This window comes from Sulfitobacter sp. NFXS29 (assembly GCF_040148765.1).
Taxonomy (GTDB): domain Bacteria; phylum Pseudomonadota; class Alphaproteobacteria; order Rhodobacterales; family Rhodobacteraceae; genus Sulfitobacter.
This window is the reverse complement of record NZ_JAGDED010000007.1, coordinates 1-13,272: the sequence shown is the minus strand read 5'-3', so window position 1 is coordinate 13,272 and position 13,272 is coordinate 1. Positions and strand designations below refer to the sequence as shown.

Genomic DNA, 13,272 nt, shown 5'->3' with positions numbered 1-13,272 from the left:
GACCATGATGAAGACCAACCTCCTTTCTGCCGTGGTAACTCTGGGCCTTGCCCTGCCGGGGACGGCGGCGCTGGCGCAGGACACAGCGACAGAAGAAGAACTTCTGACAACTCCGGCGGAAACGCCGGAGGCTGAAACCGAAACCGCGCCTGCTGAAGCGCCAGCAGCGGAAGAAGCACCTGCCGAAGCTGACACCACCGCAGCCGAACCCGAGGTCAATGCGGCCCCGGCAGAGGAGCCCGCGGTTGAGGCAGCCCCTGCTGAGGAGACCGCAACCGAAGAGGCACCTGCTGCCGAGGCTCCGGTTGAAGAAGCTCCGGCTGAAACGGCGCCTGCCGAGGAAGCACCAGTAGCGGAAGAAGCCCCGGCCGAAGAGACCGCCACTGAGGATGCTGCCACCGAGGAAGCGCCCGAAGAGGTGTCCGCCGAAGACGCAGAAGAAGCGCCTGCCGAGGAAGTCGAAGCTACGGACGAAGCGCAATCGACAGCCGAAGAAAACGCTGAAAACGAAGTGATCGCCGAAGACGACGTCGACGGCCAAGCGCATGGCGATGACCCCAACGTAGGTGTCATGGAAGCGGATGATCACGGCGAAGAGCATGCCTCGGACGATCATGCCGGTGACGATGACCACGGCGGCGATTCCCACGCCACACCGCATATCGACAACATCGATTTCTCTTTCGATGGTCCGTTCGGCGGTTACGACGTAAACCAGCTTCAGCGCGGTCTGCAGATTTACACCGAGGTTTGCGCAGCCTGCCACGGTCTGGAATATGTCGCGATGCGGACGTTGGCGGACGAAAGCGGTCCGAACATGCCCGAAGAGCAGGTGATCGAATACGCCAAAGGCTATGACGTCTATGACGCCGAGCTGGACGACACCCGCCCCGGCACCCCGGTTGACCACTTCCCCGGCTCCAACCTGCCGAACGCACCTGACCTGTCGCTGATGGCCAAGAAACGCGCCGCGTTCCACGGTCCTTACGGACTGGGCATCAACCAGTTCCTGAAAGGGATCGGCGGGCCGGAGTATATCACCGCACTTCTGGCCGGCTACACCGGCGAAGAGAAAGAGCAAGCAGGTACGGTTCTTTATGAGAACACCGTTTTCCCCGGCGGTTGGATCGCGATGGCACCCCCGCTGTCGGATGAGCTGGTCGAGTTCGCGGATGACCATGCCAACGATGTGCAGCACATGGCCGAGGACGTCTCTGCCTTCCTGATGTGGACCGCCGAGCCCAAGCTGGGCGCACGCAAGCAGGCAGGCTTTGCCGGGGTCGTGCTGTTGGGTCTGTTGTCGGTGCTGCTGTACCTGACCAACAAAAAGCTCTGGGCTCCGGTCAAGAACCGCCGCAAGGACGACTGATCGGGCCACGGCTTTTGGAAATGAGAAGGGCGTCGGGAAACCGGCGCCCTTTTTTTGGCCATGCGTAATGACGGCGGCCATTTGGCCTAAAACCTCTCAACAGGTTCCGCCCGGTCGCACACCGGGCATCGCGCTCCCTCCCCCCGGAGGGCGATTTGGCGAGGTTTCATGATGCGGAGTCGTTTCGAGTACGGCAGCCGTTCCGGCCACAGCCTCGTTCCATCGCCCCCAGGGAGGGCGATGCCCTTCGCGCTAGGCGGTCAGCTGCGTGCCTGAAATTCCGGTGATCTCGGCCCGCACGATGTCGCCCTCGACCTGTGGCGCGGCAAAACTCACCTCGGTGAACTGCGCCGTGCGCCCCATGTGAGGGTTCTCCATCAGCACATCATGGGTCTGCCCCACCTGTGCCTCCAGATGCCGTTGCACTTGGCGCTCACCCGCCGCACGCAGCCGTGCCGCGCGGGTTTTGATTGCAGCACCATTCACCGCGGGCATCCGCGCCGCGGGGGTGCCAGGGCGGGCGGAATAAGGGAAGACATGCAGCCACGTGAGGTCACATTCCTCGACCAGTTTCATCGAGTTTTCGAACATCGCTTCGGTCTCGGTCGGGAAACCGGCGATGATGTCGGCACCAAAGGTCATATCGGGCCGCAGAGCGCGGGCTTCTTGGGCGAAACGGATCGCATCGTCACGAAGGTGGCGGCGTTTCATGCGCTTGAGGATCATGTCGTCACCGTGCTGCAACGACAGGTGCAGATGCGGCATCAGGCGTGGCTCCGTCGCGATGGCCTGCATCAGGTTTTCATCCACCTCGATGGAATCGATCGAGGAGATCCGCAGTCGCGGCAGATCGGGCACCAGACGCAAGATTCGCATCACCAGGTCGCCGAGCTTTGGTGTGGCGGGCAGATCGGCCCCCCATGATGTCAGATCGACTCCGGTCAGCACCACCTCGTTAAAGCCTTTGTCGACCAGCCGCTTGATCTGGTCCACCACGACCCCTGCGGGGACCGAGCGGGAATTGCCGCGACCGTAAGGAATGATGCAAAAGGTGCAGCGGTGGTCGCAGCCGTTTTGCACCTGCACATAGGCGCGGCTGCGGGTGCCGAACCCGTCGATCAAATGGCCCGCCGTTTCCGTCACCGACATGATGTCGTCGACCTGCACGGTCTCGGTCTCGCCGATGAAATCGGCGGCCATGCCCTGCCATGTCGCGCCCTGCATCTTTTCGGTGTTGCCAATCACGGCATCAACCTCGGGCATGGCGTTAAAGGTCTCGGGCTCGGTTTGCGCGGCGCAGCCGGTGACGATCAGCCGCGCCTCGGGGTGCGCCTTGCGCAGTTTGCGGATATCTTGACGGGCTTTGCGCACGGCCTCGGCCGTGACAGCGCAGGTGTTGACCACCACGGCGTTCTGCAGCCCCGCCTGTTCGGCGAGTTCCTTCATCGCCTCGGTCTCATAGGCGTTGAGGCGACAGCCCATGGTGCTGAAGATCGGGGCGCTCATGTCAGGCTCTCCAGAAACTCGGGGGTGAAGGTGCCGGAGAAAACATGGGCGGTCGGCCCCGTCATCCAGACGCCATCCTCGCGCCAATCGATGTGCAGTGTGCCGCCGTCGAGGTCGATGCGCACGGCACGGCCTGTCAGACCCCGGCGCGCGGCGGCCACGGCGGTGGCGCAGGAGGACGAGCCCGAGGCCAGCGTGACGCCCACGCCGCGTTCCCAAACGCGCATGCGGATGTGATCCGGCCCAACGATCTGCGCGACCTGCACATTGGTGCGTTCAGGGTAAAGCGGATCATGCTCGGCGCGGGGGCCGAGATCGGAGAGGTCCATCGCCTCGGCATCATCGACGAAGAAGGTGCAATGCGGGTTGCCCATGCCGGTGGCGACGGGGGCGCCATCAATCGGCAGGTGCAGCGTGTCCATTTCGCGCGCCAGTGGCACCTCGTCCCAATTCAACTGCGGGTGGCCCATATTGACGGAGGTCAGGCCGCCCCCGGCGTCCTTCGCCGCCAGATCGCCCCGCGCGGTGGTCAAATGCAGCGAATCGCGGCCTGTGTCGTCCATCAGGTAGCGCGCGATGCAACGGGTGGCATTGCCACAGGCGGCAGAGAGGGAGCCGTCGGAATTGTAAAAGGTCAGATGCGCGTCGCCCGTCCCGCGCGTAATCACCGCAAGCTGATCGAATCCCACGCCAAATTGCCGGTGCCCGATGGCCTGCGCCATCGCCGGGGTCACGTCGATTGCCTCCGCACGTGCATCAAACACGACGAAGTCATTGCCTAGCCCATGCATTTTCATGAAGGGCAATCCGGGGGTCTGATCGCTGTACATTCGGGGCATATAACCCCGGCATGAAAACTAATCCAGCATCTCGCATTATTTTCGTAATTAAGGGCTTGACCCTGCCGCCCGTAATTTCTAGTTACCCGCCTAGTGGGCCGTTAGCTCAGTTGGTAGAGCAACTGACTTTTAATCAGTAGGTCGATGGTTCGAACCCATCACGGCTCACCACTCACCCCCCCCGAATATAGTTGTGGATCAGGTGTTTGGTGCCGCCCGCGGGCGGTTTCGCCTATTCCTGACCGCGCAGCCGCGCCGAACGACGCCGCAGCGCTTCCAGCACGAAAAGCATCGTCGCCGAGAGCACCACCAGCAGCGTCGCCACCGCCAGAATCGTCGGGTTGATTTGCTCGCGCAGACCCGAGAACATTTGCCGCGGAATCGTGCGCTGTTCGGGGCCTGCGAGGAAGAGCACCAGCACTACCTCGTCAAAGGATGTGACAAAGGCAAAAAGGCCGCCCGAGATCACGCCGGGGCGGATGAGCGGAATCACCACATCCCAGAACACTTTGAGCGGCGAGGCCCCGAGGCTCAGCCCCGCGACAAACAGTGACCGGTCAAAGCCGCTGAGCGTGGCGGTGACGGTGATGATGACGAAGGGCACGCCGAGCGCCGCATGGGCGATGATCAGCCCGGTGAAGGTGCCGACCAGATTGAACTGCGTATAGAAAAAGAACATGCCCGCCGCGATGATGATCAACGGCACGATCATCGGCGACAGCAGCAGCGCGGTGATGACCCGTTTGAATGGCATCCAAGGCGAGGCGAGGCCGACAGCGGCCAGTGTCCCCAGAACCGTGGCGATGCTTGCCGCTGCGATGCCGACGAGGAAGGAGTTGCGGATCGCGATGCGCCATTTCTGGTCATCGACAATCTCTTGATACCAGCGCGTCGAATAGGCGTCGGGGTCGAGCGACAGCATGCCTTGGGTGAAGGTAAAGAACGGCTCGGCATTGAACGACAGCGGCATGATCACGAGGATCGGCAGCATCAGAAAGATGAGCACCAAGGCCGCCATGATGCGCAGGCCATAGTGGCCCGCTTTGTGCCAGATCGTGTAATAGTCGGGCAATGGGCTCATGGCGTCATCCCAGCTTGAGGTTGTCGGTGCCGACGAAACGGTCGAACAGCCAGTAGAGGACAAGGATCAGGATCAAGAGGAGCGAGCCAAGCGCCGCCGCCAGTTCCCAGTTGTTCGAGACCTGCATGTGGAAGGCGATGATGTTGGAGATCATCTGACCATCGGTGCCGCCCACCAGCGCGGGCGTGATGTAGTAGCCAACCGAGATGATGAAGACCAACAGCGCCCCAGCCGAGAGGCCCGGCAAGCTCATCGGCAGGTAGATCTTGTACCACGCGCCAATCGGGTTGCTGCCCATGGAGATCGCCGCCCGCATGAAGCTCGCGTCGATCCCGCGCATCACCGCATAGAGCGGCAGCACCATGAAGGGCAGCAGGATGTGGGTCATGGCGAGGATGGTGGAGAACTCATTGTAAAGCAGTTCAATCGGCTCATTGATCAGCCCCGCCCAGATGAGCGTAGAGTTCACCACGCCGCCCGCTTGCAACAGCGCGATCCAAGCGGTGGTGCGCACCAGAAGCGAGGTCCAGAACGGCAGCAGCACAAAGACCATCAGGAAGTTCGCCGTCGCCGGAGAGGCTTGGGACATGTAAAACGCCAGCGGATAGCCCAGCAACATGGTCAGCCCGGTGATGATCAGCGCCATCTTCAGCGTCTTGGTATAGAGCTGTTTGTAGATCTGCGTATCACGCATGATGATCTCGCCCTCGGCATCGTACTCCAGATCAACGGCGGTGAGGTAATAGCTTGAGGTATAGGCCTGTCCGGCGCTGCGGATCGCGCGCCATGTGGCGGGCTTGGCCCAGCGGTCATTCTCGGCCAGCAGCATCTCGGCCCCGTTAGCGGCGAGTTCCGCATCATCGGCGCGGCGCAACCCGCGAGCGGTGGATTTGATCACGCTCGACATGCCCGGCAGGGCGCGGTTAATCTCATCGGCGAATTTACCGGAGGTGCGGTTGCCCGCCATGCGCTTCATGTCGATGGCCATTTGCGTCACCACAGCCGGATCGGGCAGGGTTTCGCCGTCCCAGTCCTCCAGCATGGTCAGCGTCTCAGGCGCCAGTTCGGCGACGGTCGGGTTATAGACACTGCGAAACAGCATCGTGGTGATCGGGGCCACAAAGGCAAAGAGGATAAAGACCAGCAGCGGCACTACAAACAAAAACGCCTGCGTGCGGCGTCTGCGCAATTGGCGACGGGCGTTGGCGGCGTCTTCGGAACTGAGGCTGGGCACGCGATTACTCATCTGTAAGGTGTGGGGTCCCCGCGCCCGGAAAGGCGCGGGGCAGGGTGCTTATTGCAGCAGCCATTCGTTGAACTTCTCGCCAAGGCTTTCGCCATAGTCGGCCCAGAAGATACCATCGGCCTTCACGCCCTCATCAAGGTGCGCGGTGGGCAGGTCTTTCTTGACCTCTTCGGGCAGCAGCGCCTGAGCAGAGGCGCGGGTCGGGCCGTAGGCCACGTCTTGCATCCCCGAGAGCGGCACGGTGCCTGTGGCGAACTTGATGAACTCCATCGCCTCTTCTTTCTTCTCGGTGCCTTTCATGATCGCCCAGACGTCGAGGTCATAGATGTGGCTGTCCCAGACGATCTCAAAGGGCGCGCCATCGTCCTTGATCGCGGCAAAGATACGACCGTTGGCGGATTGCACCATGGTGGCACCGCCGTCGTTCAGCAGAACGGGGGCCTGAGACCAGCTGTCGTACCAAGTGATCTCATCCTTGATGGTGTCGAGCTTGGCAAAGGCTTGGGCTTGGCCCTCTTCGGTGGCGAGCACTTCATAGACTTCCTCGGGGGCAACGCCATCGGCCAGCAGCGCCCATTCCATGTTCACTTGGGGGCGTTTGCGCAGACCACGCTTGCCGGGGAACTTCTCGGTATCAAAGAAGTCTTCAATGGTTTTTGGGCCTTCGCCGTTTTCTGTGTTCACAGCGAAGACGACAGACCAAACGATGTTGCCGACGCCACATTCATTGGCCAGCGCGTCTTCGATGAAGTCATCCGCCGCTGCGGTGCCATCGTCACCATCGGGCAGAACGGATTGGTCGATCACTTCTAGATAGCCTTCGGCGCAGGCGCGCTCGAGGTCGATCACCTCGATGTCGACGACATCCCACAGGATGTTCCCGGCTTCGACCTGCGCCTTCATCTCGGCCACGCCGCCGCCGTAGTCTTCGAACAAGACGTTGGTGCCGGATTCCTTCATGTAGGGCTCAATCATGTGCTCCATCTGTGCCGCGCCATAGGCGCCGCCAAAAGATGTCACTGTCAGATCCTGGGCCAGAGCAGGGCTGGCAAGCAGCGCCGTCGTGGCCAGATACGTCAGATGTTTCTTCATCGGGTCTCTCCTTGTTGTGTCCAGGTCTTTTGCGGGGCCCCGGTTTGCCCTCGGTCGCCTTTAATTGGCAAAGGCGATGCAATCTTTCGTCAGGGACAACAGCTGCGCCGTCGCGCCGTCTTCGAACTCGGGCGCGGACAGGTCGTTGAGCACTTTGACGATAATGTCGGTGCCGTCGGGCAGGCGGAAATAATAGCGGATGAAATCGCCCACATAGATGCGCGTGACAAAGGTCGCCGTCAGCGCGTTGTCATGCGCATGGGTCGTGGGGTGAATGAACAGTTTCTCGGGCCGGATCGACACGCGGCATTGCGCGCCCTCGGTCAGCCCTTCGGAAGTTTGCGTGGTGATGGTGCCGGTGTCTGTCTCGACCTTGGCGATTTCGCCTTCGATCTGGCTGATCTTGCCCTGCACGAAGTTATTCTCGCCGATGAACTCGGCCACGAAGGCATTAACCGGGCGCTCATACAGCTCTGCCGGTGGAGCGCATTGTTGCACGACGCCATCGTTGAAGACCGCGATCCGGTCCGACATCGAAAGTGCTTCGGTCTGATCGTGGGTCACGTAGATCACGGTAAAGCCGATCTGCTTGTGCAGGCGGGTGATTTCAAACTGCATCTGTTCGCGCAGGTTTTTGTCGAGCGCGCCCAAAGGTTCGTCCATCAGGATCAGCGTCGGCTGAAAGATCATCGCGCGGGCCAGTGCCACGCGCTGCCGCTGCCCTCCCGAAAGCTGACCGGGGCGGCGGTCGCCGAAGGCCGACAATTCCACAAGCGCCAGATATTCCGCCACACGCTCTTTGATATCCGCCTTGGACATTTTGCGCACAGCCAGCGGATAAGCGAGGTTTTCGGCCACCGTCATATGCGGGAACAGCGCGTAGTTTTGAAACACCATGCCGATGTTGCGCTTGTTAGGCGCGGTTTTGTTGATTGAGCGGCCGTTGATCGCGATATCGCCCGAGGTGACGCTCTCAAACCCCGCGAGCATCATCAAAACGGTGGTCTTGCCGGACCCGGAGGGGCCAAGAAGGGTGATGAACTCCCCCTCCTGCACGTCCATGTCGAAACCTTTGACGACGAGGTTTTCCTGATCGTAGCTTTTCTTGACGTTGTCAAAACGCAGAAAAGTCTCTGCTTTGGTGTCTTTCATTGTGCCGCGGCTCTCCCTGTCGCTGGGGGGAGTTAAGCAGGTGCGATGATTCTAAACAATATGTTGTATCGTTTAAGAGAATCGGCCCCCCTTAAGGCGCTTATCGGGTGAGCATGTGACCACTTTGGCGGCACAGTCGGCGGGTTTTGGCATCTCGGGCGGGAATTTTATGACCCCGCGCCTATGTGGATAGCCAACCGCATGGGCAAGATTGTCCGGCAGACTGGGATGACCACAAGGAGACAGCACCGATGGGCAAACGTATCGCAATCGTAGGAGGCGGGTATCTTGGGGCGGAACTGGCCAAGGCGATGGACGACATCGCCGATGTCACATTGATCGAACCGCGCAGCCATTTCGTGCATGCCTCTGCGATGATCCGCGCCGTGGTCCAGCCCAGTTTGGTCGAGGACTCGCTGATCCCCTATGACCGCTTGCTGAAGCGCGGCCGCGTCGTTGCGGCGCGGGCGACGGGTGTAGACGGGGAGGGTGTGACCCTCGACGACGGCGCGCGGGTCGACGCAGATTACATCGTCGTCGCGACCGGCTCAAACTATGCCGCGCCCTTCAAGCCCAAGGGCGCAGACATCGACGGGCTGCGGGCCGCGAGCCAAGCCGCGCATGAAAAGCTGCAGGCGGCCAAAACCGTCGGCATCATCGGTGCCGGGGCTGTGGGGGTTGAGCTTGCGGGCGAGATTGCCCACGCCATGCCCGACAAAAAGATCACCGTGATCACCATGGACGACAAGCTCTTTGCGGCCAAGCCGGACAGCCTTGGGGCTTCGCTGAGCAAGAAGTTAAGGGCCAGCGGGGTGGAGCTTATCCTTGGCAAAAAGGTCGAAGGGCTTGTCTCTATGACAGAGCCGCATGCGGGTAGTGTGACTCTCGAAGGGGGGGCTGAGCGCACATTCGATCTGATCTTTCCCGTGTTGGGGGCGCGCGCCTGTTCTGACCTGCTGAAAAACCTGCCCGGCGCAGAGGTCGCCGCCGCAGAGCGGATCAAGACCGACGGCCATCTGCGCCCCTCGTCCTTGCCCAACGTCTTTGCCGCCGGGGACGTGGCGGACCCCGGTGATAACATGACCATCGTCGCGGTCAGCCGGCAATTGCCTTGGTTGAAAAAGACTCTCACCGGGCTGATCACGGGCCGTAAACTGGCGGATATGAAAACCTATCGCGCCTGGGGTGCGGAGGCGCCGATCGTGCTGCCCCTGGGGCCGGAGCGCGGCAATAGCTTTTTGATGCTGTTCACCGCAGGAGATTGGGTGACGAAAAAGGTAAAAGGCGCGGATCTGTTCGTGCCAAAGTACCAAAAGCTGCTGAACCGACGCTGACCGGGTGCTTTTCGTGGTCTGAAAGTGACGTGACATATACCTAAGAATAGGGCCGTTATCCTGACGCCAGCAGGCATTGAGCGGCAACATGTGCGAAGGTTGATTCACGTCAACTCAGGAGCACAAGCCATGTCCATTCAGTTCAGCCAAAGTTTCGATGCCGCGCAAAGCGTCACAGAGTTCACCCCGATCACCGCCTGCGTCAGCATGGGTAAATACGCGACCGCGCAGGGGGAGCTTGTCTGGCAAAAGGGTGAGATCGCCTGCATCCGCTCCGACACTGCGCTGTTTGTCGGCAAGCGCATTTAAGCATTCACACGATATTAAGTGCCGCACCGCTACGGTGGCCCTCGGGGCGTGATTCAGGATGCAAGGTGCGGTGAAATGAACTGGAATGCTATCGTTGTCGACGATTCAGAGATTGCGCGGCAGTTCATTCAGGCGTCCCTCGCCGAAGTCGGATTTTCATGCGTGGCGGATTATGGATGCCCCGCCCAAGCCTTGGACGCGCTGGCGAAAGAACGGATCGCGACAGACGTGATCATCACGGATTTCATGATGCCTGCGATGGACGGGCTTGAGTTCTGTAGCCATGTCAGAGGTCTGCCATTCTACCACGGCGTTCCGGTCGTCATGATCTCAACCCGAAAAGACGCGGATCTGCTGCGCCGCGCTTTGGCGGCAGGGGCAAGCGACTGTTTAAAAAAGCCTTTTAGCCTGTCAGAGCTTGGAAAGCGGCTGCAGTTATGTCTGAAAAACGCAGACGTTGCGGTTCAATAGCGGGTGCGTCTGCACGCAGACTGGGCGGCATAACGCCCCCTTGCGGGGCGCGTAGCGTCGGGGTCGCTTAAGACCTGATCTACAGTCAATCATTTGTCGGGGAATATTGGTGCCCAGGAGAGGCATTGAACTGACGTCTCATCTAGTGTCAGTCTGTTTCACCAAATAGCCAAGCCTCTGTTTTTAATGCCCCTGATTGTATCACCCTGTTTCATCCGATATCATGCTATGCTATATCTAGGGGTGGATTGAGAGGGGGATTGGATTTTGGCGGCATTGAACAAGCTTTCTTCGGCCAAGGTCAGAACCGCCACACCCGGCAAATATTCGGATGGGGGAGGGCTATGGCTCGTTAAGCGTGATGACGGCGGTGCTCAGTGGGTGCTGCGCGTTACTGTTCATGGGCGACGGCGTGAGATGGGTATCGGCAACCTTCAGGCCGTTTCCTTGAAAGAAGCGAGAGCGGCGGCAGAGAAGTGGCGGGCGGTGGTCCGAGAGGGCAAAGACCCCATTAAAGAGCGTGAGCGGCAGCGGCGACTATCAGAGCGGCAAGACCACACTCTGGCATCGGTTGCTCGTGAGGCGTTTGAATCTCGCAAGTCGCAGCTTAAGGGTGACGGTAAGGCTGGCCGCTGGTTCTCCCCTCTCGAACTGCATGTGCTTCCGAAGATTGGTAAGGTTCCCGTTGAGGAAATCGACCAGCAGGATATTAAGAACGCCTTGGAGCCTATCTGGCATGAGAAGGCAGACACGGCCCGCAAAGCAATGAACCGCCTTAACATCACGCTAGAACATGCGGCGGCGATGGGTCTCAATGTGGATCTTCAAGCAACGACGAAGGCGAGGGCGTTGTTGGGAAAGACACGTCACAAGGCGAAGAACATTCCCTACATGCCTTGGCCGGAGGTGCCTGCCTTCTACGGCAGCCTTACCGAGCAGACGCCCACACACCTTGCCCTGCGGTTGCTGATCCTGACTGCCGTCCGGTCATATGGCGTTCGCTTTTGTAACTTGGATCAAATCGACGGCAATGTATGGACCGTGCCCGAAGGTAACATGAAAGGGCAGGTGGGGGCCGTAACCGATTTCCGGGTGCCTTTGTCCGATGAAGCCCTAGCAGTCATTGAGTTGGCAAAGCCGCTGGCGCGTGAGGGCTACCTGTTCCCAAGCGTTCGTAAGGGTGTGATCTCGGACGCAACCATGAGCCGTCACATGGAGCGGAGGGAGTTGCTGGCCCGTCCTCATGGCTTCCGTTCGAGCTTCAAAACGTGGTGCGTGGAGACTACTGACATGCCGGAAGTTGTCGTGGAAACCTCACTGGCTCACGTGGTCGGCAACAAGGTCGAGCGGTCCTACCGTAGGACAGACCTACTAGAACGCCGTCGCCCACTCATGGCGCGCTGGGCGGATCACGTCACAGGCAAGAACGCCAGCGAGGTGATTAGAATTGCGTAAGTCCCGTTCCTTAAATTTTGCCTTAACCACAACCTGCTACGAATGGCATCATTCATTTAACAAAGAGATAACGATGACTGATAAAATTCTACGCTGCCGGGAAGTGCAGGAGGTGACAGGACTCAGCAGGTCTACAATTTATCGCATGATGGGTCGGGATGACTTTCCGAAGGCAACCAAGTTGGGGGTCCGTGCCATCGGCTGGCGACAGAGTGTTGTAGATATCTGGATTGAGAAGCGGAGCGATATCTGACCGAGCAAACAGTTCACTTTGATTGATGAATAGGGTTTTCGTTTGGTGGGGTGCTATGTACGACTGGTTTGAACTAACAGATGCGGAGCTCTCGGAGACCTACGGAGTTCCACTTCATATTTTGCAGGCTACGACAACTCCGGAAGCAAAGAGGCTAGTTGTGCTTGGAAGTTTGCAGGATCGGCTTGCTCAAATCGAACTCCGCCTAAAAAGAAAGGCCGGTAGGCCCGCTCACGACGATGAGCTCATGAGTGTAGATGCGGTCCGAGCTATGTGCTGCTGGGATATGGCGCATGTGGTCGGCGCTATCGTAGCCAAGAAAAAGGGCCGGTCGTATTCTAGGAAGGACGGAACCTCCATCTCGAACCGAGAAGTAATCGGCTTGGTCGATTTAGTCGAACAGGGGCCATACCTTTCGCAATCAACCGTGGAGGCTTCTGTATCGCGCGGAAAGAAGATCCTTAAAATCGATAGGCGCTGGAGATCAGAAGTTTGCGATAAACTCTGGGAGGGTTTCGCCCAAACGACATGACCATTTCTAACGGTTAGTTTGCCATGGAGCACCATGAAGCAACCGCCGAAGGAGATGATCCGTGAAGTACCTTAACTTGAACCAGTTATCCGAAAAGATGGGTGGCCGCTCTAGGTCTTCTATTTATCGGGACGTCGATGAAAATCGCATCCCTGCACCGATCAAAATTGGTAGCCGCCTATATTGGATCGAAAGTGCGGTGGATGAAGCTTTAAGCTCCGCACAACAGCACGCTGCATAATGCAAACCCCCGCCCAATCCAAAGGATCAAGCAGGGGTGCTAATCATTCGACAGTCTTGGCGGACTACCCGAATGTTAGCCGCGCTTGGTCCAAAATTCAAGGACCGAATGTATGAGCATTATCACTAAGAACTTCATTCCGACTGACCGACCCCCGGCGAATGCGCTGCGCGTAGAGCGCTGGAGCGACATGCCCAAAGGCACCGCCCCGGCGCGCTATGAAGTCGTCAGTGAGGATGGAACAACAAAGACCTTCACCTTGGCGAAGGGCAATCGCATCATCCTTGATGCGCTGATCCAGCAGCCTGTTTACTGCGCCAGCCCGGTGCGCATCTCGGACCGGGTTAGCATCCTGCGCCGCGACTATGGGGTGCCGATCACGAAGGAAATGT

The 13,272-nt window shown here is 59.4% G+C and carries 15 protein-coding genes and 1 tRNA gene; 10 read left to right on the top strand and 6 right to left on the bottom strand.

Features of this window, described 5'->3' with window-relative positions; all coding sequences use genetic code 11:
• Nucleotides 1–4: 4 nt before the first annotated feature.
• Nucleotides 5–1,369, top strand: coding sequence for a cytochrome c1 (locus J3456_RS12045; protein WP_349580458.1), 1,365 nt, complete (start codon nt 5–7; stop codon nt 1,367–1,369).
• Between the two features lie 252 nt (nt 1,370–1,621).
• Here the strand turns inward: J3456_RS12045 and mtaB are convergent, their stop codons facing one another.
• Both mtaB and dapF read right to left on the bottom strand, forming a co-directional pair.
• Entirely contained in the window at nt 1,622–2,875 is a 1,254-nt protein-coding gene (gene mtaB, locus J3456_RS12040; RefSeq protein ID WP_349580457.1) for a tRNA (N(6)-L-threonylcarbamoyladenosine(37)-C(2))-methylthiotransferase MtaB, read from the bottom strand.
• Nucleotides 2,872–3,705, bottom strand: a complete 834-nt coding sequence (gene dapF, locus J3456_RS12035) for a diaminopimelate epimerase (RefSeq protein ID WP_349580605.1) — start codon at nt 3,703–3,705, stop codon at nt 2,872–2,874. Before dapF ends, mtaB begins: the two co-directional genes overlap by 4 nt.
• 104 nt (nt 3,706–3,809) lie before the next feature.
• Between dapF and J3456_RS12030 the strand changes: the two genes are divergently transcribed.
• Nucleotides 3,810–3,885 (top strand) — tRNA-Lys (locus J3456_RS12030).
• A 61-nt stretch (nt 3,886–3,946) separates the two neighbouring features.
• Here the strand turns inward: J3456_RS12030 and J3456_RS12025 are convergent.
• From J3456_RS12025 to J3456_RS12010, 4 genes are read right to left on the bottom strand one after another with little or no spacing between them, the layout of a single operon-like run.
• Nucleotides 3,947–4,795 carry an ABC transporter permease gene (locus J3456_RS12025; protein ID WP_349580456.1) on the bottom strand — a complete coding sequence of 283 codons (849 nt, stop codon included), beginning with the start codon at nt 4,793–4,795 and terminating at the stop codon, nt 3,947–3,949.
• A gap of 4 nt (nt 4,796–4,799) precedes the next feature.
• Nucleotides 4,800–6,029, bottom strand: a complete 1,230-nt coding sequence (locus tag J3456_RS12020; RefSeq protein WP_349580455.1) for an ABC transporter permease — start codon at nt 6,027–6,029, stop codon at nt 4,800–4,802.
• Nucleotides 6,030–6,089: 60 nt separating this feature from the next.
• Nucleotides 6,090–7,133, bottom strand: coding sequence for an ABC transporter substrate-binding protein (locus tag J3456_RS12015; protein ID WP_348657038.1), 1,044 nt, complete (start codon nt 7,131–7,133; stop codon nt 6,090–6,092).
• 60 nt (nt 7,134–7,193) lie between these two features.
• On the bottom strand, nt 7,194–8,285 hold the full coding sequence (locus J3456_RS12010) for an ABC transporter ATP-binding protein (protein WP_349580454.1): 1,092 nt from the start codon (nt 8,283–8,285) through the stop codon (nt 7,194–7,196).
• 251 nt (nt 8,286–8,536) lie between these two features.
• On the opposite strand from J3456_RS12010, the gene J3456_RS12005 reads away from it, so the two are divergent.
• The 8 genes from J3456_RS12005 to J3456_RS11970 form a co-directional block, all read left to right on the top strand.
• Nucleotides 8,537–9,619: an NAD(P)/FAD-dependent oxidoreductase gene (locus J3456_RS12005; protein WP_349580453.1), complete on the top strand. Its 1,083-nt coding sequence runs from the start codon at nt 8,537–8,539 to the stop codon at nt 9,617–9,619.
• Between the two features lie 129 nt (nt 9,620–9,748).
• Entirely contained in the window at nt 9,749–9,928 is a 180-nt protein-coding gene (locus tag J3456_RS12000) for a hypothetical protein (RefSeq protein WP_349580452.1), read from the top strand.
• Nucleotides 9,929–10,003: 75 nt separating this feature from the next.
• A complete protein-coding gene (locus tag J3456_RS11995) occupies nt 10,004–10,399 on the top strand; it encodes a response regulator (RefSeq protein WP_349580451.1) in 396 nt (131 codons plus the stop codon).
• Nucleotides 10,400–10,666: 267 nt separating this feature from the next.
• Complete coding sequence (locus J3456_RS11990) at nt 10,667–11,854, top strand: tyrosine-type recombinase/integrase (RefSeq protein ID WP_349580450.1); 1,188 nt, start codon at nt 10,667–10,669, stop codon at nt 11,852–11,854.
• Between the two features lie 73 nt (nt 11,855–11,927).
• Nucleotides 11,928–12,107, top strand: a complete 180-nt coding sequence (locus tag J3456_RS11985) for a helix-turn-helix transcriptional regulator (protein ID WP_349580449.1) — start codon at nt 11,928–11,930, stop codon at nt 12,105–12,107.
• A gap of 55 nt (nt 12,108–12,162) precedes the next feature.
• Complete coding sequence (locus tag J3456_RS11980) at nt 12,163–12,639, top strand: hypothetical protein (RefSeq protein WP_349580448.1); 477 nt, start codon at nt 12,163–12,165, stop codon at nt 12,637–12,639.
• 61 nt (nt 12,640–12,700) lie between these two features.
• Nucleotides 12,701–12,880 (top strand): helix-turn-helix transcriptional regulator, encoded by a 180-nt coding sequence (locus tag J3456_RS11975; RefSeq protein ID WP_349580447.1) that lies wholly within the window; start codon nt 12,701–12,703, stop codon nt 12,878–12,880.
• A gap of 112 nt (nt 12,881–12,992) precedes the next feature.
• The coding region (locus J3456_RS11970) for a hypothetical protein (protein WP_349580446.1) at nt 12,993–13,272 on the top strand (280 nt) is incomplete at its 3' end.